The organism is Psychrobacter namhaensis (genome assembly GCF_016107545.1).
In the GTDB taxonomy this organism is placed as follows: domain Bacteria; phylum Pseudomonadota; class Gammaproteobacteria; order Pseudomonadales; family Moraxellaceae; genus Psychrobacter; species Psychrobacter namhaensis.
Genome location: NZ_JABASS010000004.1, coordinates 1 through 22,419, shown reverse-complemented (window position 1 = coordinate 22,419; position 22,419 = coordinate 1). Strand labels below are relative to the sequence as shown.

Here is a 22,419-nt window from a genome sequence, read left to right as displayed (position 1 = left end):
GCGGCACCGCGTCAAGCCCGTTTAATCGTCCAAAGCTTTTTAAGTACGTTACTTATTGCGGCTTTGGTACTGCTGTATTTATAAACTCAAACGTGTAAAAAAAGACGCTAACTTTTGCAGTTTAGCGTCTTTTTTATGTCAGGCTGATGATAAGACAGTCAGTTAAATATCAAAAATCTTACCCCGATTCATAATGTTGTTTGGGTCAAAGACTTTTTTAATGTCACGCAAATAGTTTATTTCGGTCTCGCTGCGGCTATAGTGTAGATAAGGCTTTTTGGTCATACCAACCCCGTGCTCAGCAGACACCGAGCCGCCATATTTTTGTACTGTCTCAAACACATACTTATTGACGATCTGACATTCGCTAAAGAAGTCGTCTTTACTCATATTTTCAGGCTTTAAGATGTTTAAGTGCAAGTTACCATCACCGATATGGCCAAACCAGCAGACTTCAAAGTCAGGATAGTTGCTGCTGACGATATGATCAATCTCAGTGATAAATTCAGGCACATAGCTGATGAGTACAGATACATCGTTTTTGTAAGGGGTGAATACTGAGATGGTCTCAGAGATGTATTCGCGCAGTTTCCATAGCTCTGTCGCTTGTGCGAGGCTTTGGCTCATGACCCCATCGACGACCCAGCCTTGCTCCATGCAGTGCTCAAATATGGCCATGGCTTTATCCATGATTGGCTCGTATGGTGCTTCAAACTCTAGCAAAGTATAAAACTTGGTACGTGATTCAAACGGCTCTTGGACTTGACCATGGGCCATGAGTTTATCAATGGCGACATCATCAAAGAACTCAAACGCGGTCAAATCAATCTGCGCTTGAAATGCAGATAGGACATTCATGACATCATTAAAGCTGTCCATGCCAAGTACCATGACGTTTAAGTCTTGCGGCTGACGTTCCAGCTTGATTTGGGCATGGGTGACTAGCCCTAGCGTGCCTTCGCTACCGATAAAGAGTTGACGCAAGTCATAACCGGTGGCGTTTTTGACCATGCCGCGGTTAAGTTGCAAGATATCGCCTTTACCGGTGACAACGGTGAGTCCCATGATCCATTGACGGGTCATGCCGTAGCGAATGACCTTGATGCCGCCCGCATTGGTGCCGATATTGCCACCCATTTGGCTTGAGCCCGCTGAGGCAAAGTCAACGGGGTAGTACAGATCTTTTGATTCGGCGAATTGTTGTAACTGTTCGGTGACCACGCCTGCTTCAATCTCAACCATGCGATCGGCAGGATAAAACTGACCGATCCGGTTCATTTTATCCATGCTGACGACAATCTCGCCATTGGATGCTACTGCACCAGCAGAGAGTCCCGTACGACCGCCGCTTGGGGTTAGAACGACATTATGCTGATTAGCGAGCAACACGATGGCTTGAACTTGCTCGGTGGTCTTTGGAAAGACGATGGCGGCGGCGGCTGGCGCAAAGTGTTTGGTCCAGTCTTTGCCCCAGTGCTCTAAGCTCTCAAGGTCAGTTTTGATTTGGCTTGGGTCAAACTGATGAGCATCAAGCAGTGTGCTTAAAATAGTTTGGACAGCGGCTGTGTTGGTTTCAAATGTGCTTTGGCTAGATAAAGAAGTCATGGTCAAATCTCAGTATTAACGGAAGCGCGATGCATAGAGGGGAGTATTATATCGCTAAATTGCTGTAACGAAACGCCTATAACTATGTTTATATAATTGTGTGGGTATAACTAAATGTTCGTTCGTGAGTAACTATAGAGTGGTCGATTTAGTGTACATGTAGTCAATCCTGAATAAAACTGGCACACACTATGCCAAGTGCTACTGGGTATTAATTTCCCTTGCGTGCTGTGCCTACGCCGCTCGATGCTGCGCGAAATCAATACCAGTAGCCCTGCGCCTATTTTAAAGTGTGTTAACTATAGTTGAGCGTCAGTAGAAAAAAGCAATTTAGTCAATGTTGAACAGAATAATTCACTATAGCATAAAAAGTTTTCAGGCTTGATAATCAATAATTCATCTAATCTGCTAACATCGACGTCGGATTTTGTGTAAGATATCTAGACTGTTTTCGTTTCATCCATCATAGATTATCCCTTAGATAATTTTATAAGCAATTATAGGACAGTTCTCATATGGCGTTATCACTACAAAAAGACAAAATCCGGTTTTTATTGCTCGAAGGCCTGCATGACAATGCGTTAAAAGTACTAGAAGGAGCGGGCTATCACAACATCGAGAATATCAGTCACGCCCTAGATCAAGATGAGCTGATCGAAAAAATCAAGGATGCCCATTTTATTGGTATTCGTTCGCGTACTCAGTTGACACGCGACGTCCTTGAGCACGCACATAAGCTTATCGGTATTGGCTGCTTTTGTATTGGTACCAATCAAGTAGATCTGGAAGCGGCTCGTGATCTTGGCATTCCCGTTTTTAATGCGCCATTTTCTAACACCCGTTCAGTGGCTGAGCTGGTATTGGCTGAAGCCATCATGCTGTACCGCGGTATCCCCGAAAAAAATGCAACCGTGCATCGCGGCGGTTGGGGCAAGTCTGCAACCAACTCACATGAAGTGCGTGGTAAAACCATCGGTATCGTCGGTTATGGCTCTATTGGCTCGCAGTTGTCTGTGTTGGCAGAAAGCTTCGGTATGAAAGTCATCTATCATGACGCCGTGACCAAACTGCCACTAGGCAATGCCGTACAAGTAGGAAGCTTAGAGGAGCTGCTATCAACGGCTGATATCGTGACGTTGCACGTCCCTGATGTGCCAAGCACGCGTTACATGATGAAAGCGGAGCAGTTCGCGCAAATGAAAGAGGGCAGCTACTTTATCAACGCCGCTCGCGGTACTTGTGTCGAGATTGATGATCTGGCTGCTGCGCTTGAGTCTGGAAAGATATTGGGCGCGGCCATTGACGTGTTCCCAAAAGAGCCAAAATCTGCGGATGAAGAGTTTGAATCACCACTGCGTAAGTTTGACAATGTCATCTTGACACCGCATATCGGTGGCTCAACGCAAGAAGCACAGGCCAATATCGGCCTTGAAGTCGCAGATAAGTTCGTCAGATATTCCGATCAAGGCGATACCGCGACCGCTGTCAACTTCCCAGAAGTTTCTGTACCGTTTAAAGAAAACTCGCATCGTCTGCTCCATATACATAAAAACGTACCGGGCGTATTGTCACAGATCAACCGTCTGTTCGCTGAAGCAGGGATTAACATCCTCGCACAGAGCCTAATGACAGAAGGCGATGTCGGTTATCTGGTGATGGATGTTGACTATAACGATTCAGATGCCGCGCTAGACCAGCTCAAAGACGTCGAAGAAACCATCCGCGTGCGTATTTTGTTCTAATAACAGCGTTGATTGCCTGAATCTACAACTCCCCATAAAAAACTGTGTTAAAAAAGAGATGCCCTAGTAAATAGGTCATCTCTTTTTTTATGGCATCAGGCGACAGCCTAGTCAGCTTTGATATGATTAGCCGCTTCTGCTTGCAGGCGCGCTTCAATTTTAGCGGCTTTGCGTTTTTCTATTACATCGATGACGTCGCTACCAATGTGGGCTTCGCCACGTTTTTTGGCTAACTGCATTTGATGCTCACGCTCACGGAAACGGGCTTTTTGCTCATCGGTGGCTTTGTCAATACAATGCGGGCATGACTCGCCTTTAACATAGGCAAGGCTCTGCATGTCCTCAGCAGTGATGGGCATACGGCAGGCAAAACACTGCTCATAGTTGCCTTTTTCTAAGTTGTGATTGACCGAAACGCGATTGTCAAAGACAAAGCAGTCGCCTTGCCACATAGAGTCACTGGCCGGGACTTCTTCCAGATACTTTAAGATACCACCTTCTAAATGATAGACCTCTTCAAACCCTTGCTCACGCATATAAGCGGTGGACTTTTCACAGCGGATACCGCCCGTACAAAACATCGCAACTTTTTTATGCTTCGCGGGATCCAGCTCTTTTGCCACATATTCTGGAAACTCGCGGAAAGTTTCCGTGTTGGGGTTGACGGCATTTTGGAACGTACCGATTTTTACCTCATAGTCGTTTCGCGTATCAATGAGAATAACGTCTGGATCTGAGATTAGCGCATTCCACTCACTAGGCTTCACATAACGACCGACTGACTGTAGTGGGTCGATGTTTTCTACGCCCATAGTCACGATTTCTTTTTTGAGCTTTACTTTGGTGCGATAAAAAGGCTGGGCGTCGGTATAAGACTCTTTAAAGGTAAAGCTGCCAATCGCTTCGATACTACGTAGATACTCAAGGACAGTATCAATACCTTGGCGCGTGCCAGAAATCGTACCGTTAATGCCCTCGCTTGCGATTAACAAGGTACCTTTGACGTCATTATCGAGCATAGTGTTTAAAATTGGCTCACGGTATTGCTCAAAATCAGCAAAGCGCGTGAATTTATAAAGAGCGGCCACAACGATATTATTAGTGACGCTATCGTAGGCGGGGGCGGACTTATCATCAATTACAGTGGTATCTTGGATATTACTATCTTGGGTCGTACTCATGTCTTTCTCCTGCTGGCTAGGTCGCAAACCTAGTGCAATACGTTAAGTTTTTTGAAGTGATAAAACATTGGTGCAATTGTGGAATTGGCCAATGCGCGCGTAGTGTAGCAAATTTTGGGTGGGTTTTGAAACTTAAAAATATTAATGTTCTAATTGAATGTAGCATTGTAGTAGCACCTTTAAAATATCATAGTCAGAATGATATTTTAAAGGTGTTTAGCAACTAGAAATATAAGCCTTTTGGATGAAAAAAATTTTCAAATGCCAAAGTAATACTAATGCTATTATTCAATCTACTTATGATTAAATTTTAGGAATTATTATGGTAGATCCATTAAATATATTAAGAGCAGCAATGTTTCCATCTCAGGTGCTTTATGAAGTTCTCAATAGTCGTATCCAAGATTTTAGCGATGACACCGACCAATCTAACTTGAAAGTGTTAGAAGAAGAATCTATCAAAGAGGATATTAGAGCACGTGTTTTACAGAATCAGGCTAAAGCTGCTCAAGAAATGGCTATTGCTAGAAGAATAGAAAACGCTGAAGAAGTAGAAATAGAAGAATATTATGATATTTCAGGCGAAGGTCACGTTGGAGCTAGAGGTAGTAATGAAGGATTAAGTTTAGGAGCAAGTGGTGAGGGTCGAAAAATAACTAAAAGAGTTATTAAGTTTAAAGGTGGTAAAACGATACAGCAAATTTATGATGATGAATAATAAGAAGCCAATAATAAAAAATCCAGCTCAAAGGCTGGATTTTTATTTTTAAACTAAAATTGTATTTTGTTAAACTTACTTACTCTGGAACCAAGTATCCGCTTGGTTGCGGGCGCTCGCGATATCTGCACTTGATAAGTTCAATGCCAACTGACCGATTTTGCCGCGGGCTTTGTTACGGACTTTTTCATCGAGCATACCATCACGGGCAGCCAAGTCGTACCATTTATACGCATCGACAAGATTTTTTTGCTTTTCGTCTAACAACGCAAGCGTATAGCTAGCACGGTTATCGCCACGCATGGCGGCTTTCTCTAACCAAACACGGGCTTGTTGCAAGTTTGGTTGGACACCTTCACCGCGTAAGTACATGATGGCAAGGTTCAATTGAGCAGGAGCGACGCCTTGGTTTGCTGCTTTGGTGTACCACTGAATCGCTTGTTGCGTGTTTTGGGCAACCCCTTCACCTTTTTGCAAACGCTTGGCTAGGTAAAACTGAGCATGGTCATTACCTTGAGCCGCACGATTGGATAGCTCACTGATAGGCATCAGCTCAAAGCGTGACGTGTCCAGTGGTACGTTTGATATTAACTCAGCGTTGGCAATACCGGCACAAGAAAATAAGGCAGTAAACAACGCAGCTTTTAATAATTTCATAGCAGCTCCAAAATTAGGCAGTTAATAAGCAAAAGAAAAAGTTGTACCGTCAAATCCGTTTAGACGGTGATAACAATTAGGTGAAATCTTGCTTTAGCAACTTACCTAATTATTAGCAATATCATTCATCATTGTAGTGTGACAACGCATAAAGTCATGGCAGATGGCCTGAATTCAACCGATAAACGGTGAAAAACATGGTGCGATTGACACTATTTTGCTAGCTTAACACCCAAACTTACGAAACTCAAATACTAATTACACGATTTAATTCCTATTTGTACTTCATTGTCTTCAATAAAATCATAGAGTTACTTAAGCGCAATAAAGGATTAATACCGTGTTAAGGTTAAAAACTGTCCTTATGGAACCGCTGCACGCTCATTAATAAACCTTTGGATTATTTTGGCTGTTGTTTGGTGACACGGTAAATAGCCACATCGGCCAACAGATTGGGAGCTTGTCGTATCAACGACTTCATTAGAGTCGTGTGACCTTTCTCAGAGTCACTGACCGCAAAGCGGTTGATGATATGAATATCGTGCTTGGCGCACAGCTGCTCAAAGTCTTTAAAGGTACACAGATGAATATTTGGGGTGTTATACCATTCATAAGGCAGAGCTTCTGAGACGGGCATGAGGCCTTTTAGTCCCAAGTGTAGGCGGTTTTGCCAGTGAGCAAAGTTAGGAAAGGTAATGACGGCCTCGCGAGCCACCCGCAGCATATCAAGCAATAATACATCTGGTGATTTTACCGCTTGTAGGGCCCGCGCCATAACGACAGTGTCAAAGCTGTTATCAGCGAAACGTGCTAAACCATCATTGAGATCTTGCTCAATAATAGATAGACCTTTGGCAATGCCGTCATTGATTTTTTCTTCATCAATCTCCAGCCCATATCCCGACACACCGCGGTTTTGTTGCAAGTGCGCGAGCAGCTCGCCATTACCGCAGCCCAAGTCGAGCACGTGTGAGTGCGGGGCAATCCAGCGCTCAGCCAACTGATGGTCCATTCTCATGAGCGCGCTCCTGTTTTTTGATGACTGTTACCGCGGCTGTTTTTCGGCAGGCTACCTGTTATAAATGGCGCGGTTAAAAACCCTTTGACGGCGCCCATATAACGCGGAATATCAAATAAGAATGAGTCATGACCGTGCGGTGCATCGACATTAATGTAGTTGACCGGCTTACCCGTGGCCATCAGCGCATCGACAATCTCTTGTGAGCGCTCTGGGGCAAAGCGCCAGTCAGTGGTGAATGACACGACCAAATATTGGCACTGGGTGTGAGCAAAGGCGGCTTTAAGTGCGTTAAGCTCTTGCTGACGGTTATTCTCGCCCTCATCTATCGAGGTTACCGTCTCTTCTAGTGCATTTTGAGTGGCTTTCTTGGTGGCTTCGACTGATGCGCCAATTGAGTCCTCAAGTGGGACTAATGGTTCTGTCGATTCTGTTGCCAGTGCTGCTGGATAATCACGCGTCGGATCAAAGTAATCTAGCGCCTTGGTCATTAGCAAATATGTATTGGCATCGAAGTTTTCGCTAAAGCGTTCGCCCTGATAGCGTAGATAGCTTTCGACTTGGAACTCGACATCGTAGCCATACATAAACTTGCCGGATTTTAAATCACGGCCGAATTTGGCTTTCATGGCGTCATCGGTCAAATAGGTGATATGTCCGACCATGCGCGCTAGGATCAGGCCACGACGAGGATAAGTGCCTGCTTGTAAGTAGCGCCCGTCTTTGAAGTCAGGATCAGAGAGAATGGACTGACGCGCGACTTCATTGAAGGCGATATTTTGTGCGGACAGCTTGGGGGTACTGGCAATCACCACACAGCGCTTAAGCCTATCTGGGTAATCAACCGACCATTGTAGCGCCTGCATCCCGCCCATTGAGCCACCGACGATGGCGTGCCAAACGTCAATGCCTAGGCGGTCTGACAGCATGGCTTGGGTTTTTACCCAGTCTTTAATGGTGACCAAAGGGAAATCAGGCCCATAAACTTGAGCTTCGTTATGATCACTTGTATGTGGTTTGTCTAAATGATGCTCGTCTGAGCTGACGCGGTCTGGATTGATCGTTGTGGGGCCTGTGGAGCCAAAGCAGCTACCGATATTGTTGACACACACCACATAGAATTGATTGGTGTCGATGGCTTTATTCGGGCCAATCATGTTGTCCCACCAGCCAGCCTTTTTGTCATCGGCACTATGAAAACCTGCCGCATGATGGCTGCCTGACAGCGCATGACAAATAAGTATGGCATTCGACTTATCGCGGTTGAGCGTGCCATAAGTTTCGACGATCAAGTCAAACGAGGGCAGGGTACGATTGCACTCTAAGGTTAATGGCTCAGGGAAGTGAAAAATCTCGGGCGTGACAAGCCCAACTGAGCCAACAGTGTCCACTTGGCTAGTCAAATCAGCTTCATCTTTTGGGAGCTGGTCACTGGTATTATCAGGGCGTGCGTTCAAAGCTACCTCGCAAGACAACAATCATCAATAAAATAAAATGGCAATATGTCGATAGGCTGTGTTGCCGACATTGTTTTTACCTACGTTTTTTTACCTACACTTTGTTTACTACAACGCGCTTGCCTATTGTATGGTGATGCGCATATGAGTACAACCTTCGAGGGACATCTTTTGAGCCGAGTTTTTATCGTGACGGTATAATAGATAGATAATGGTGGGTGATAAAGAATAGTGATCGAGTATCATACGATATAAGTGATCTTTTCTCATGCGTTGTTAAGGGATAAAATGCTACACTAATCGGGCGTTCATTCAATAATGACTTAACACTCTTTTATCTGCTAATCTTTGACATGATCCCATGTTTTTCTCTAATTAACCTACTCCTAAAACAGTGCTGCTATGAAACCTGAACTGCCACCCCGTATCGCCGTCCTATTAGTTAACCTTGGTACACCTGATGAGCCGACCGCGCCTGCGGTGCGTCGTTACCTAAAACAGTTTTTGTCAGACCCACGGGTGATTGAAATCCCAAAATTCTTGTGGGCGATTATTCTAAACCTGTTTGTTTTGCCCAGTCGCCCTAAACGCGTGGCAAAGGCTTATGCCAGCATTTGGGAAGGGGACTCGCCGATTCGTAAGATACTAAAGCGCCAAGTTGAGTTGTTAGAGCCGCGTTTGGGGGATAGTGCGGGCCCCTTTCGTGTCTCTGTACATCCAGCGATGAGTTATGGTAATCCTGGATTGCCTGAGGTGATGGATACGTTGCGCGGTGAAGGGGTTGACCATTTCGTCATCTTGCCTTTGTTCCCTCAGTATTCGGCTTCTTCAGGTGGGGCGGTGTATGATGCGCTCACTAAGTGGACGCTCAAGCAACGCAACTTGCCAAACTATACGATTGTTAAAGATTACTTTGCCCACCCACTGTACATTCAAGCACTGGCCGATTCGGTACGTCGTTTTCAAGCAGAGCATGGCAAGCCTGATAAGCTCATGTTTAGCTTTCATGGTATCCCGCAACCTTATGCGGACAAAGGTGATCCATATCCTAAGCGTTGTAAGTGTACGGCGGCGCAAGTGGCGCACGCGCTTGGTTTGCAAGCCGATGAATGGATTATCAGCTTTCAATCACGCTTTGGCAAACAAGAGTGGGTCAAGCCCTATACCGATGTGGTGCTGGAGGATTGGGGCAAGTCAGGGGTACGTTCGGTACAAGTCATCAGCCCTGCCTTCTCAGCGGATTGCCTCGAGACGTTAGAGGAGCTGGCGATTGAAAACCGTGATAACTTTTTGAATGCTGGCGGGCAAGAGTATCATTATATTCCAGCACTAAACCTTGATGAGGCTCACATTGATTTGCTCGAAGCCCTAAGTGTGCCCTTAGTACAAGGCTGGGCGGGAACGTTAGAAGGTTGGGCGTAAATAGTTACGTTTGTTTTCGTATCAAAAGCCCCTTTAATAACAGTAAAATAATAGCAATAAAGGGGCTTTTATGTTGCAAATAAGGCACACACGCCTAAACCCAAAAAATGGTTTAAGTGGCTTTATTAAAAATCATCATCATTACTACGTTCTGCCGCTTCTTTATCCGCGATGTCTACCACATCTGGATAGTCACTGTCATCAAGGTTGTCTTGAACCAACACCTCATCAACACGTGCTTCATCGATATTCTGACGATGTATGGGCGTCAAACCTTGAGTTGCATCCGTGCCGACTTCTGAATTATCAAAACCTGCCCTGTTATCAATCACGTCGTCATCATCAGTTGTATGTAGCATAGGGTTGTCTAAATCGACTAACTGGTTGTCTTGGTTATCTAGAGTGACATCGTTATTGTCATTGTTGCGACGGGCATTGCCATCAATTTGATCCATCTCTTTTGGTAGTGGGGTTTTTGAGTTGTCCATAATGGGTTCCTTACTATCGATGGTTATTATTGGTTTTGTTTATCAAGAATAGTGTGACGCGTTATATTGACCACTCATAGTAGTATGCTGTCACAGCATGTTCAAAAAATGTAAGACAGCCCGAACAATAACTCAAGAAGACCCGCTAGAGTATAGAGAGGAGAGACAGTAATTTTATCAATAGAGCGGCAGCGCAAGCGATGAGCGTGTGAGGACAAGTAACAACGGCCACTCATATTGAGTAGCTGTCATGGAAATTTATAAGATGATAATGAGTTTTTGAGGGGTGTAATGACATCATGTTAAAGACTTAGTTGGCACCAATCTGGTATTGACCAAATGCATCGAGGAGCTGGGCACAGTTTTGGCCAGTGTCTGTAAGAGGGTCGCGGCATTGTTCGTGATGTCGGAGGACGTTATGGCTTGCTTACGCTCTATGGTTGACCACTATAATCGCTCAAGTGCAATCGCCATAAATAAACCAAAGCGATAGTGTAGATCACCGTTTCAGTCAACTCTTCGACGATACCGCCAATAGTGTGAGGGAACATAATCGCATTTTCTCCCATATATTGTATTACCGCCAATGCCGTGACACTGAGATAAAGAGAAACAGGAACGCGCTTCAATACCGCATAAAGATAATGCCTTGAGTAAGCCAGCAAGCCAAGCGCAACGAGGTAAATAACGGTCAAAATGCTATCTTCCCACCAGTCATAAGATTGGCTGAGAAATGAGAAGTCACTGGGTACAAATAAATCTGGTAGGTAGTTCAATTCGCGGCGTATCACAGTAAAAAATATCAGTGCCGCAGCCAACCAAAAAGCCCGTGTTTGTTTAAGATGGCTCTGCCAAAGATATTGCGCGCAACGTAGCAAACAGGCGAACAAGAGCAAGTTGCCAGGGATTTCAATGATGCCATCTGAAGCCAAAGTAGGAAACTCCTAGTTTTTGAAAAATAAAAAAGTGAGCGCAAAGGCTCACCGTAGATCGAAAATTATCCAATGACATACTATTTAATAGACGGCTATTATAACGCCAAATTTGTTGTGGTCAGTTAGTTATATTAACCAACTGGTCATAAGGAAAGGTTAAGCTGGACAGCACAACGTGTTTAACCATAAGTATGATGATTAACTATAGGCAGTACAAAATAAAATTGATACGTTAATAGCGACATGCGACTGGTATCAATTTTCCTTGCTTGCTGCTAATACAGAGGCTGCGAAAAATTCATTCCAGTCGCCTTATATCGTTCTTAAAGTGAATCGACTGTACTCTCCAAACTGTTATGTTAGTGCGCATTAGCACTGGTGAGTTGGCTTTCTTTGCGCTTTTTTTTGAGCGCTTAAAAAACCAACTCATTTTATATCTTAGCCAACTGAAATCAGCGATTAATGCGCCTCATCCCAGTTTTGCCCACTATCAGTCTCAACGAGTAACGGCACGGCAAAGTCTACACTCCAACCTTTATCTACCGCTGTCGTGGTCAAGACATCTTGCATCGCATCGGTAATCAACTGGCTAATCTCATCCACTTTATCCGTATCAACTTCAAATACCAATTCATCATGCACTTGTAGCAGCATTTTGGCCTGATCTTTTGGTAATACTTTATCAACGGCAATCATGGCAAGTTTAATCAAATCAGCGGCAGAGCCTTGTAGCGGTGCATTGATCGCCGCACGCTCAGCGCCCTGTTTGACCATACGATTGCTGTGAGTGATATCGGGCGTGTAGAGTTTGCGACCCAGTATCGTCTCGACATAGCCTTGCTCATAAGCGCTGGTACGCGTGTTGATCATATAGTTCTTGACGCCTGGATAACGCTCAAAGTACATATCGATATAATCTTGCGCTTCGCCGCGACTCATTTGTATCTGCTTGGCAAGGCCAAAGGCGCTCATACCATAGAGCAGTCCAAAGTTAATGGCTTTGGCATTACGGCGCTCGGTTGGTGTCACGTCTGAGACATCCTTTCCAAGCACTTCGGCCGCGGTGGCCGCGTGAATATCCAGCCCTTCGTTAAAGGCACGAGTCAGGTTGCTATCGCCTGAAAAATGCGCCATCAAACGCAGTTCAATTTGTGAGTAATCCGCGGCCAAGATCACGCGACCTTCTGGTGCGATAAAGGCTTGGCGAATCAGGCGACCTGTGGCCGTACGGATCGGAATGTTTTGCAAGTTAGGATCGGTTGAGGACAGCCTGCCCGTACTGGTTAATGCTTGATGGTAGCTGGTATGGACGCGATCAGTCTTAGCATCTGCCACATTATCAAGCGCATCGGTATAAGTACTTTTTAGCTTAGAAAGACCGCGATATTCAAGGACGATTTCAACCAATGGATGGTCAATCTTTGACAAGACCGCCTCACCTGTTGAGTATTGACCAGACTTGGTTTTTTTACCACCAGGGACGCCCAGTTTGTCAAACAGCATCTCACCAAGCTGTTTCGGTGAGCCTAAGTTAAATGCTTCGCCAGCGACTTCATACGCGCGTTTTTCTAAGGCAATGATTTCTTCATCAAAGCGTTTGGACAGCTCGTTCAAAAATGAGCGTTTGATTAGGATACCGTGCGCTTCCATTTGACAAAGTATTTGGGCCGTTGGAATCTCTAGCTCATGGAGTAATTTGGCATTATTGGCGTCATTAGCAAGCTCGACGCTAAACACGTCAAACAGCTGATAAGTGATATCGGCATCTTCACACGCGTAGTCACTGGCGATATCAATGGCGACTTGATCAAAGGTGACTTGTTTCGCCCCTTTGCCAGCGACATCTTCATAGCTGATGGTTTGCGTTTGCAGATAGTGCCGTGCCAGATCGTCCATACCATGACGAGTGACAGCCGCATTAATCACATAGCTGGCGAGCATGGTATCCATTGCCCAGTTATTTGGCTGCTCATGGATGGCACCGATGAGGTCAATACCGGAGTGGGCGAGGATATGAGCGTCGTATTTTAAATGTTGACCGATTTTACCAATGCTTGGGTTTTCTAAAATAGGCTTTAAGCGTGCCAATACCATGTCGCGGTCAAGTTGCTTGGCTGTCAGCTCATCGCCCTCTAAGCTGTGCGTTAGCGGTATATAATAAGCTTCATGGGCTTGTACGGCAAAAGATAGACCGACGATTTGTGCCTCGCGCCAGTGAACGCTGGTCGTCTCGGTATCAATGACGAAGTGCGGCGCAGATTCTAATAATTTGACCAAATTATCAAATGCCGGCTCATCTAAAACAGTGTGCCATGCTTTGTCATGATGTTTACTGTCTTTGATATTGTCGATCTTGGTTGATTGTAGCGATTTGGCGATTTGCGCTTGGGATTTGGCATCCGCTTGGCTATCAGCGACACTTTGCGAGCCGTTCCCATTAGCATTGGCGGGATGGTTGGGATGATCAAGCGATGCCAGCTCATTTCTAAACTCAAGCTCACCATACAGCTCGCGCAACTCATTTATGTGGGCACAAGGGTCTGTATTGATTTTTAAGTCATTCCAGTCTTGACCGATCTCCAAATCTGTGACGATAGTGGCCAGCTTTGCATTGAACGGAATATCGTCTGCGTGCTCAATCAGACCTTTGGCTCCGCGGCCTTTAATAAAGCCAATGTGCTTTAACATATTGTCAATGGTGCCATACTCAATAAGCAGGTCTTTCGCGGTTTTTTTACCGATACCAGGCACGCCTTTGATACCGTCAGAGGCGTCACCCATTAAAGTTAAAAAATCAATCATTTGATTTGGGTTGATACCGAATTTATCAATGACCGCTTGGGTGTCCGTCACTTTACCAGTAAAGCTGTCTTCTAGTATCACGCAGTCATTGACCAGCTGCATCATGTCTTTATCGCCCGTGGAGATGACCACATGATGACCTTGTTCAACCGCACGGTGGGCCAGTGTGCCGATAATGTCATCGGCTTCTGCGCCTTCGATGCGTAACAGCGGAATGCCTAACGCGATCACTAAACGATGAATGTAAGGAATCTGTTCTACCAACTCTACATCGATGGGTGGACGAGCCGCCTTGTAATCAGCAGACATATGATGGCGAAAAGTCGGCGACTTGGTATCAAAACACACGGCCATATGGGTTGGATGATAACGACGCATCAGTTTTAGCAGCGCATTGAGCGTGCCACGAATGGCATTGGTTACCAGCCCTTGCGAGTTTTGCATGGTTTTTGGTAAAGCGTGATAAGTACGAAATAGATAATAAGAGCCATCAACCAAAATAAAAGGCGGTTGGTCTTTGTCGACGTGACTGGTGTCCATGGTCGCGACATTGGGCATGGTGTCAAAGTTTGGTAGGGCTTTGGGGTCGAGTGCCTGGTGGGAGTTGTGATTACTGTCGCTCATATTATCGCTCATAAAAGTCACTTAGTATCTGTTAGATAAAATATGTGCTTATTATAACGCTAAAATCAGCGCGTGCCGAACTGCTTAACCGTTACGAGATATTCTAGGGTTTTCCAAAATCTAAAATAAAAAAGAATCCAGCGCTGACTGGATTCTTTTATACGAAACCTTTTCTGTAAAGATAAGCCCTAACTGCTTATTTTACTTCTGAGGTGACTTCTACATCGATATTGCCACGGGTCGCTTTTGAATAGGGACAAACTTGGTGGGCTTTTTCGACCAGTTTTTGAATGTCGTCCGCTGATAGATCAGTGCTATCAGCAATGACGTGAATTTTTACGGAAAGTTTGTACTCATGATTGTCACCTTGTAACAAATCAACAGAAGTTTCAGTCGTTGAACCGAAGCTTGCGCTTTCCATTTTTTTGACCACACCCAAGGCGCTATCAAAACAAGCCCCGTAACCCATAGCAAGTAACTGCTCAGGATTATTGCCCTTCTGGTTGCCGCCTGGCGGTGCCATGTTTATTTCAAGATCACTATCGCTTAGCGTTGCTGTACCCATGCGACCGCCAGTAACCGTAGCTTTAGTAGAATATAATGTTTTCATAACACATCCTTTATTTTAATATTTTGAATTTTTATATTTAAGCGGTAAATTTTAATATGGGATTTAGCATAACAAACTAGTGAAGTTCCTATATAGGTCAGTCGTAAACATATACTGTGTATTTGTAAGTACGAGGCCAAACACCCTGTCATAAATTGCCACCAAAAAGGCGACTGACACTCTGTGTTTGACGATTAGAGCGGGTTTTTTTATACGCTTATTCTGCACCATTCTGCTAAATCCGCTACAATACGCTCATTATTTATTCTATTTATTTAGATTGATTTCTAAATGACACAACCGTTGAAGCCGAAAACTATGAGCGTAGATCCAAAAAAATTAGCCAAAGAAGTTGCCAAACGCCGTACCTTTGCCATCATCTCGCATCCCGATGCAGGTAAGACTACCATGACTGAAAAGTTACTGTTGTGGGGGCAGGCGATTCAGGTGGTTGGTGAAGTCAAAGGCCGCAAAACAGATCGTCATGCCACCTCAGATTGGATGAGTATGGAACAAGAGCGTGGTATCTCGATTACTACCTCTGTCATGCAGTTTCCTTATCAAGACCACATCGTCAACTTACTAGACACACCCGGTCACGCCGACTTTAGTGAAGATACCTATCGTACCTTGACCGCTGTGGATAGCGCGCTGATGATGGTGGACGGTGCCAAGGGTGTCGAAGAACGTACCATCAAATTGATGGAAGTTTGCCGGATGCGTGATACGCCGATTATCTCATTCGTCAATAAGCTCGATCGTCAGATTCGTGAGCCGCTAGAGCTACTTAGTGAAATCGAAGCGGTGCTAAAAATTAAATGTATTCCTGTGACTTGGCCTATTGGCATGGGACAAGATTTTATCGGCGTGTACCATTTGACCGAAAATAAGACTTACTTTTATCAAAAAGGTCATGGCGGTAAGATGACGGTGGCTGAGACCCGTGAAGGCTATGATTATCCGGATATACGTGAGCGTCTAGGGACATTGATGTTTGATGCCTTTGAAGAATCACTTGAGCTGGTACAAATGGCGTTAGAAGAGTTCAGTGTTGAGGCGTTTTTAGCGGGTGAGATGACGCCTGTGTTGTTTGGCACGGCACTCGGCAATTTCGGTGTCAATATGGTACTCGATACGTTAGTGAAGTATGCGCCGCCGCCAAAATCCCATCCCACGCAAGAGCGTGAAGTGGCAGCAACGGAGACAGATTTTAGTGGGTTTGTCTTTAAGATTCAGGCAAATATGGATCCGCGTCACCGTGACCGCATTGCTTTTTTACGCGTCTGCTCAGGTAAGTACGAGAAAGGCATGAAAATGAAGCATGTGCGTTTGGGTAAAGACGTGCGTATTGCCGATGCATTGACCTTCCTCGCTGGTGACCGTGAAGCGTTAGAAGAGGCGTATCCGGGTGACATTATTGGGCTTCATAACCATGGGACGATTTCTATCGGTGACAGTTTCACCGAAGGCGAGGAGTTGAACTTTACCGGTATTCCGCACTTTGCCCCAGAATTGTTCCGCCGTGTGGTGCTAAAAGATCCGCTGAAATCAAAAGCGCTGCAAAAAGGTCTACAGCAGTTAAGTGAAGAGGGTGCAACACAGGTGTTTATGCCGCAGATTAACAACGATTTAATCTTGGGTGCGGTGGGTGTACTACAGTTTGAGGTGGTCGCGCATCGTCTCAAAGAAGAGTACAAGGTACAATGTATCTTTGAGCCGGTCTCGATTGCCACGGTACGCTGGATTCACTGTGATGATGAAGTGGCACTGGCTAAGTTTAAGAAAAAAGCCCACGACCAGCTGTCGCTAGATGGTGGTGGTTATTTAACCTATCTTGCGCCATCGCGGGTTAATTTGCAGCTGATGCAAGATCGTTATCCAGAAGTAACCTTTAGTAGTACGCGTGAGCACTAATATCCGTAAATATAAGGTATAGCCATCTCTTAAGACACGCCAGCCGTGTCTTTTTTATTAACTATTATTTATCTATTGAATGAGGCTAGGGGTGTGCTCAGTAGGAATAGCACCTCAAAAACACAAACAGTGTTCCTACAATACGTTGCCATGGTTACGGTAGAATATTCAGTAACGTCTTATGTGGATAAAAGAGGATATATGAACGCTGCGAATCACTTCGATATCAAAACCCCAGAAACGGCGGGGCGCTTAGCGATAAACGCCAGTCCTACACGTCTGTTAGGTCTACTAGTGAGTGGGGTGCTACTAGGGACAATGGCTATGTCCGCAAACGCTGGCAGCCTGATTAGTAGCACTGACTATCTGAACTATACTTTGCCTAAAAATCTGCAAGAGCAGTGTGTTGAGAAAGACAACTGCCCAGAGATTGAGGTTAAATATCTTCAGACCAATCATGATTGGATAAATGATATTACCAACGCCCGTATTAATCACTTAGTCGTAAACAGCAAACCGACTGAGTCAGCGCCTATTAAGACGATAAGCAGTCAGGCAGAGGTGACAGCAGCTATCGATGATTTTGCTAAATCGCAGTTGAGAGACATGCCTGAGGGTCGTTCATGGGCTTACAGTCTGACGGTAACGCCGGACTACTTAGGTCACATCAATGACGTTGAGTTGTTTGAAATTAACACGTATGTCTTCACTGGTGGCGCTCACGGTATGCCTTATAGTGAGTACTTGATGTTTGATCTCAGCAGCAAAAAACACATTCAGCTGAATGACATGCTGCAATCAGGTCAGAAGGCACGTTTTAAGGCGCTCGCTTATGATGCTTATAAAACGTGGGTGAAAACGGTGGACGATGACATCAGCAGCTATGAGAAAAATTGGCCGTTTACCTTAAGTGACAATGTGACACTGACGGATAAAGGCATCAATATTCGTTATCAGCATTATTCTATCGGTCCCTATGCTTACGGCATGCCCGTGCTCAGTATCCCGTATAGTAAGCTTGATGGTGTGATAAAGCCTCGCTTTTTGCCTAAATAACTTAATAAATAACGTAAATAGTCATTACATAATGCATTACAGCTCACATCAACATACTTAAAAAATCTTGAGAAAACTGGCCATACTGTTTTAGAACCATTTGAACTTTAATAGAAAATAAGGAGTGACAGCATAATGAATAATACAGATAGCGTGAAAACGACGGTAGACGCAGACACTTGGCAGCTTAATGCGCTAACAGAGGCGCTTGGCGAGTTGACATTAACGGTCAGTGAAAGCTTGTCTGTTGGTCGTGGCAGTGATAATGATGTGGTGCTCGGCAGCAAGCAAGTATCGCGTAACCATGCCGTGCTAAGCGTATTAGAGGGTCAACTGTATGTGAAAGATTTGGACTCATCAAACGGTACGTTTATTAATGACGAACGTATCGAGGGTAATAAATCGCACCTTTTACAAGTGAGCGATACGATTGGTTTTGCAAGCTTTCGCTTTCAGGTGAATGCGCCTGTTGACGAGGCAGAAGATATTGAAGGGTTGGCGCCAGTGACGGCAGAGAGTACAGCGGCTAGTACGAATACGGCTGAAACAGAAGCTGCTGAGACTGTAAAAGAAGCACACATGAACGAAGAGCCAACCGTTAAAGAGCCTGTGGTACAAAAAACAGGTATCGAAGAGTTTTTACCGACGACAGATAATGTAGAGTCAGCATCGAGCGAAGCTGCCACCGTGTCAGAATCGCCAGCGACTGGTATCAAGGAGGAAGCTGTGACAACCAAACAAAGCACACCGACAGTCTCTGTCGATAACGATTCATTAGTAGAGCAGCCAGTTGTACATGAAGAGCCAGTTGTACATGAAGAGCCAGTTGTACATGAAGAGCCAGTTGTACATGAAGAGCCAGTTGTACATGAAGAGCCAGCAGTCCAACCAGAGCACGATAAGACGACCAAAACTGAACTACAAGAAGAAGCTGATCCTGAGGTACTGCGTGCTAAGCAGGCGGCCACCGCTCAGTTTTCGGGTACGGCTAATCTAGGCCAGTCTCGTGATCTCGGTACCGAAGGGAATAACGCGATGGATCAGGCCGTTAGTAACCCAGCCAATGCAGGGCAGGTAGAGAAAAAACCGAGCGGCAGTTGGTTTATCTGGGTATTTCTTGCCATTCTTGTGATCGGACTGGCGCTGTGGTTATTTAATATGGGCGGTGCGTAATTGGTTTTTACGTAGGCGCCAAGCTGTGAGTACGGGTAAATGTTAGGGGCTTGGCTAACTGGCCAGTCCTTATGGATAGCGTGATCGTCAGCGAGCTTTGGTGTACTCGTATATCGATTATCAGTCACTCTAACCATTGTTTATCACCCGCCTTTTTTTATAGCGTCAGCATTCAGTAGAGTGTTGACGCTATATTTCATTTGTATTTTTATTATTGTTTCTACTGTTTATATCTTTTGCCAATATTTTGCTAAGAGAGCGTTACTATGATGACCTTTAAAGAGTATCAAGCGTTTAAAGACCGTGGCTTTAGTCACGCACCACTGGTGAAAAAACGTTTAATGGATGCACAAACTCCCGTATCTGTTTTTTCTAAAGTGCGTGATTTAAACGGTTCTGCGTATTTATTTGAGTCTGTCGTCGGCGGGGAGCGTTGGGCGCGATACTCGATGATTGGTCTGGGTAGCGAGCTGATTTTGCAGTATACAGACGGCCATATGACGGTCAAAAAAAATGATCATATCGATGTCGATGCGGTGGATGACCCTTTTGACTTTATTCGCACATTGATGGCGCAGTATAAGATGCCAACGACAGCCGATATTGCTGCGTTACCGAGCTTTAGTGGGGGGTTGGTCGGCTACTTTGGCTATGACATGATACGTGTCATAGAGCCAACGGTGGGTCTGTCTGATGCACCCAATCCAATGTCGATGCCAGACATGTGGCTCATGCTTTCCATGAGCGTGATTGTTTTCGATAGTTTAGAAAACACCTTGTCTATTATTGTTTATGCCGTTTGCAATGATGAGGATGGGCACAGTAAAGCCATTCGTGATCTAGAAAAAATAGAAGACAAGCTGGCAGAAACGCCAAATCTGAGCGCCCCTGTGATGCCCACACCAAAGTTCACGTCAAAAACCGGCGCAGATAAATACTGTAGTGACGTCAATAAGATAAAAGAATACATCTTAGCAGGCGATGTCATGCAGGTGGTTCCAGCGCAGCGTTTGACAGCCGACTATACAGGTGACTCACTGGCCGTCTATCGCGCTCTACGGTTTTTAAATCCATCGCCTTATCTGTTTTTGGTGCATGGCTATACGCTTGATGATCATAAGCGCTTTGACATTATTGGGGCTTCGCCTGAGATACTATCGCGTATTGAAAACGGTAAAGTGACTGTGAGACCGCTCGCTGGTACCCGCAAACGTGGTCAAGATGAAGCAGAAGATCTGGCGCTTGAGCAAGAGCTGCTAAATGATGAAAAAGAGATAGCCGAGCACCTGATGCTCATTGATTTGGGTCGTAATGATATTGGCCGTGTTTGTGAGTATGGCAGTGTCAAGGTCACCGAAAAGATGTTTGTGGAGCGCTACTCACAAGTGATGCACATCGCGTCCAATGTGGAGGGCACCATATCACCGGATAAAGACGCATTGGACGTTTTTTGTGCCACCTTCCCAGCAGGTACGCTGACAGGTGCTCCCAAAATCCGTGCCATGCAGATCATTGATGAGATAGAGCCTGTGCGTCGCACCGTGTTTGGCGGCTCAGTGGGGTATCTGGGCTGGCATGGCAACATGGACACAGCGATTGCTATTCGTACCGCTGTGATGCGCCGCGGTGAGATCCACATTCAAGCAGGTGCTGGCGTCGTCGCTGATTCTGTGCCAGAAGCGGAGTGGGATGAGACCAATAAAAAAGCGTTGGCATTGGTTAAAGCGGTAAAAATGGCATGTAATGGTTTGCGCATTCGCTAGCCGTTTAACCGAGAAATATAGGGCAGGTCACAAACGCGCCAAATAACGATCTTTTTAATTATAAAAAATATCAGCATAATCAATTACTTGAAAATTATTATTAAAATAATCATAAAAAAGATAAAAAAGGGCTTGCGCATCTCAAAATATTTGATAGAATAGCCTCCACTTTGAGAGAACAAGCCGACTTAGCTCAGTTGGTAGAGCAACTGACTTGTAATCAGTAGGTCGCCAGTTCGATCCCGGCAGTCGGCACCATCTCTCTCAAAGTAGCTTTTTATGAATTTGTCTTAAATGAAAGTCATTTTTGTTCAAAGCAACCTAAGGTGGGGTTGGGGAGCGGTCAAACCCAACAGACTGTAAATCTGTCGCGAAAGCTTCGAAGGTTCGAATCCTTCCCCCACCACCATATTTTTTAAAGTTTGTCATAGCGCCAAGCACACTCTTTGTAGTTAACAACTCTCGATTAGAGTTGATCTGAATGAGAGTCAATGCGGGTGTGGTATAATGGTAACACCTTAGCCTTCCAAGCTAATGACGCGGGTTCGATTCCCGCCACCCGCTCCATATATACACCGTCGCAAAGCCTATTAATTATTCATCACGACCACAGTTATTTTGCTGTATCGTGATATTTTTTTTAGTGCAGCTTAAAGGTTTGATATACGCTCATATAGCTCAGCGGTAGAGCACTCCCTTGGTAAGGGAGAGGTCTCGAGTTCAATTCTCGATATGAGCTCCATTTATTAGTGAAACCCTACTTGCTTGTTTTGCTATTTATATAGCTTTGCGTTGTTATTGAATTCATAAGATATTGAAAATTATAAATACAGTGTGGCAGGTAATGATTTGAAGGTGACACTGAGGTGTTGCCTTTTAGTGCTGTCAGTTTATTAATAAATAATATCCCTATTTGTAAGACAGCTTCATTAATAACTGCTAGTAAGATAAAATATAACCATTGCTGTAGCGTATAATGCCTTACGTTGTTCAATAGATTAAAAAGCACGTATAATGTCTATATCTACGTATTCAGTGGTCACACAGATACTGGATCAAAACGTAGACAGTAACAGAGCAAAAAACAGTTTTGCAAAATAGTTTAGATAGATAAACCATAGCGTCAACGGTTTGATGGTTTTATATATATCATAGACCGTCAAACAGCTATTCACCGATCTTTGATTGATAAAGATTCACCAAAAAAAGAGGAAATACCCATGGCAAAGGCCAAGTTTGAACGCAACAAGCCAC

General features: G+C 44.8%; 16 protein-coding genes and 4 tRNA genes. 11 read left to right on the top strand and 9 right to left on the bottom strand.

Annotated features, from left to right (window positions below; all coding sequences use genetic code 11):
* Positions 1–162: 162 nt before the first annotated feature.
* Positions 163–1,605: an FAD-binding oxidoreductase gene (locus JFC06_RS04870; protein WP_198334167.1), complete on the bottom strand. Its 1,443-nt coding sequence runs from the start codon at positions 1,603–1,605 to the stop codon at positions 163–165.
* A 515-nt stretch (positions 1,606–2,120) separates the two neighbouring features.
* Here JFC06_RS04870 and serA point away from each other — a divergent pair.
* Positions 2,121–3,347: a phosphoglycerate dehydrogenase gene (gene serA, locus JFC06_RS04865; RefSeq protein ID WP_198334166.1), complete on the top strand. Its 1,227-nt coding sequence runs from the start codon at positions 2,121–2,123 to the stop codon at positions 3,345–3,347.
* Positions 3,348–3,454: 107 nt separating this feature from the next.
* Here the strand turns inward: serA and trhO are convergent, their stop codons facing one another.
* Positions 3,455–4,528 (bottom strand): oxygen-dependent tRNA uridine(34) hydroxylase TrhO, encoded by a 1,074-nt coding sequence (gene trhO, locus JFC06_RS04860; protein ID WP_198334165.1) that lies wholly within the window; start codon positions 4,526–4,528, stop codon positions 3,455–3,457.
* Between the two features lie 322 nt (positions 4,529–4,850).
* Between trhO and JFC06_RS04855 the strand changes: the two genes are divergently transcribed.
* Positions 4,851–5,246, top strand: coding sequence for a hypothetical protein (locus JFC06_RS04855; RefSeq protein ID WP_198334164.1), 396 nt, complete (start codon positions 4,851–4,853; stop codon positions 5,244–5,246).
* A 75-nt stretch (positions 5,247–5,321) separates the two neighbouring features.
* On the opposite strand, the gene JFC06_RS04850 is transcribed toward JFC06_RS04855, so the two are convergent.
* The 3 genes from JFC06_RS04850 to metX form a co-directional block, all read right to left on the bottom strand.
* The gene (locus tag JFC06_RS04850) at positions 5,322–5,903 is read right to left on the bottom strand and encodes a tetratricopeptide repeat protein (protein WP_198334163.1); all 582 of its coding nucleotides are present in this window, start codon (positions 5,901–5,903) and stop codon (positions 5,322–5,324) included.
* Positions 5,904–6,303: 400 nt separating this feature from the next.
* Positions 6,304–6,921 carry a methionine biosynthesis protein MetW gene (metW, locus tag JFC06_RS04845; protein WP_198334162.1) on the bottom strand — a complete coding sequence of 206 codons (618 nt, stop codon included), beginning with the start codon at positions 6,919–6,921 and terminating at the stop codon, positions 6,304–6,306.
* Complete coding sequence (gene metX, locus JFC06_RS04840) at positions 6,918–8,312, bottom strand: homoserine O-acetyltransferase MetX (protein ID WP_320158227.1); 1,395 nt, start codon at positions 8,310–8,312, stop codon at positions 6,918–6,920. Before metX ends, metW begins: the two co-directional genes overlap by 4 nt.
* Before the next feature lie 468 nt (positions 8,313–8,780).
* Here metX and hemH point away from each other — a divergent pair, with 468 nt between their 5' ends.
* A complete protein-coding gene (gene hemH / locus JFC06_RS04835) occupies positions 8,781–9,800 on the top strand; it encodes a ferrochelatase (protein ID WP_193004636.1) in 1,020 nt (339 codons plus the stop codon).
* 125 nt (positions 9,801–9,925) lie between these two features.
* Here hemH and JFC06_RS04830 read toward each other — a convergent pair whose 3' ends face one another.
* The 4 genes from JFC06_RS04830 to JFC06_RS04815 form a co-directional block, all read right to left on the bottom strand.
* On the bottom strand, positions 9,926–10,288 hold the full coding sequence (locus JFC06_RS04830) for a hypothetical protein (protein WP_198334160.1): 363 nt from the start codon (positions 10,286–10,288) through the stop codon (positions 9,926–9,928).
* Positions 10,289–10,722: 434 nt separating this feature from the next.
* Positions 10,723–11,220, bottom strand: coding sequence for a hypothetical protein (locus JFC06_RS04825; RefSeq protein ID WP_198334159.1), 498 nt, complete (start codon positions 11,218–11,220; stop codon positions 10,723–10,725).
* Between the two features lie 462 nt (positions 11,221–11,682).
* Positions 11,683–14,649 carry a DNA polymerase I gene (gene polA / locus JFC06_RS04820; protein WP_198334265.1) on the bottom strand — a complete coding sequence of 989 codons (2,967 nt, stop codon included), beginning with the start codon at positions 14,647–14,649 and terminating at the stop codon, positions 11,683–11,685.
* A gap of 196 nt (positions 14,650–14,845) precedes the next feature.
* Positions 14,846–15,259, bottom strand: a complete 414-nt coding sequence (locus JFC06_RS04815; protein ID WP_198334158.1) for an Ohr family peroxiredoxin — start codon at positions 15,257–15,259, stop codon at positions 14,846–14,848.
* A gap of 318 nt (positions 15,260–15,577) precedes the next feature.
* On the opposite strand from JFC06_RS04815, the gene JFC06_RS04810 reads away from it, so the two are divergent.
* From JFC06_RS04810 to JFC06_RS04775, 8 genes are all read left to right on the top strand, one after another.
* The gene (locus tag JFC06_RS04810; protein WP_193004632.1) at positions 15,578–17,173 is read left to right on the top strand and encodes a peptide chain release factor 3; all 1,596 of its coding nucleotides are present in this window, start codon (positions 15,578–15,580) and stop codon (positions 17,171–17,173) included.
* A 201-nt stretch (positions 17,174–17,374) separates the two neighbouring features.
* Entirely contained in the window at positions 17,375–18,229 is an 855-nt protein-coding gene (locus tag JFC06_RS04805; RefSeq protein ID WP_198334157.1) for an RsiV family protein, read from the top strand.
* Between the two features lie 135 nt (positions 18,230–18,364).
* Positions 18,365–19,402: an FHA domain-containing protein gene (locus JFC06_RS04800; RefSeq protein WP_198334156.1), complete on the top strand. Its 1,038-nt coding sequence runs from the start codon at positions 18,365–18,367 to the stop codon at positions 19,400–19,402.
* A 266-nt stretch (positions 19,403–19,668) separates the two neighbouring features.
* Positions 19,669–21,165: an anthranilate synthase component I family protein gene (locus JFC06_RS04795; RefSeq protein WP_198334155.1), complete on the top strand. Its 1,497-nt coding sequence runs from the start codon at positions 19,669–19,671 to the stop codon at positions 21,163–21,165.
* 182 nt (positions 21,166–21,347) lie between these two features.
* Positions 21,348–21,423, top strand: a tRNA-Thr gene (locus tag JFC06_RS04790).
* Between the two features lie 67 nt (positions 21,424–21,490).
* Positions 21,491–21,574, top strand: a tRNA-Tyr gene (locus JFC06_RS04785).
* Positions 21,575–21,658: 84 nt separating this feature from the next.
* A tRNA-Gly gene (locus JFC06_RS04780) sits at positions 21,659–21,732 on the top strand.
* Positions 21,733–21,832: 100 nt separating this feature from the next.
* A tRNA-Thr gene (locus JFC06_RS04775) sits at positions 21,833–21,907 on the top strand.
* Positions 21,908–22,419: the final 512 nt, after the last annotated feature.

Bases quoted from the DNA above. Each gene is read 5' to 3' on its own strand.
- JFC06_RS04870 (WP_198334167.1), bottom strand. From the start codon at position 1,605: ATGACTTCTTTATCTAGCCAAAGCACATTTGAAACCAACACAGCCGCT.
- serA (WP_198334166.1), top strand. From the start codon at position 2,121: ATGGCGTTATCACTACAAAAAGACAAAATCCGGTTTTTATTGCTCGAA.
- trhO (WP_198334165.1), bottom strand. From the start codon at position 4,528: ATGAGTACGACCCAAGATAGTAATATCCAAGATACCACTGTAATTGAT.
- JFC06_RS04855 (WP_198334164.1), top strand. From the start codon at position 4,851: ATGGTAGATCCATTAAATATATTAAGAGCAGCAATGTTTCCATCTCAG.
- JFC06_RS04850 (WP_198334163.1), bottom strand. From the start codon at position 5,903: ATGAAATTATTAAAAGCTGCGTTGTTTACTGCCTTATTTTCTTGTGCC.
- metW (WP_198334162.1), bottom strand. From the start codon at position 6,921: ATGAGAATGGACCATCAGTTGGCTGAGCGCTGGATTGCCCCGCACTCA.
- hemH (WP_193004636.1), top strand. From the start codon at position 8,781: ATGAAACCTGAACTGCCACCCCGTATCGCCGTCCTATTAGTTAACCTT.
- JFC06_RS04830 (WP_198334160.1), bottom strand. From the start codon at position 10,288: ATGGACAACTCAAAAACCCCACTACCAAAAGAGATGGATCAAATTGAT.
- polA (WP_198334265.1), bottom strand. From the start codon at position 14,649: ATGAGCGACAGTAATCACAACTCCCACCAGGCACTCGACCCCAAAGCC.
- JFC06_RS04815 (WP_198334158.1), bottom strand. From the start codon at position 15,259: ATGAAAACATTATATTCTACTAAAGCTACGGTTACTGGCGGTCGCATG.
- JFC06_RS04810 (WP_193004632.1), top strand. From the start codon at position 15,578: ATGAGCGTAGATCCAAAAAAATTAGCCAAAGAAGTTGCCAAACGCCGT.
- JFC06_RS04805 (WP_198334157.1), top strand. From the start codon at position 17,375: ATGAACGCTGCGAATCACTTCGATATCAAAACCCCAGAAACGGCGGGG.
- JFC06_RS04800 (WP_198334156.1), top strand. From the start codon at position 18,365: ATGAATAATACAGATAGCGTGAAAACGACGGTAGACGCAGACACTTGG.
- JFC06_RS04795 (WP_198334155.1), top strand. From the start codon at position 19,669: ATGATGACCTTTAAAGAGTATCAAGCGTTTAAAGACCGTGGCTTTAGT.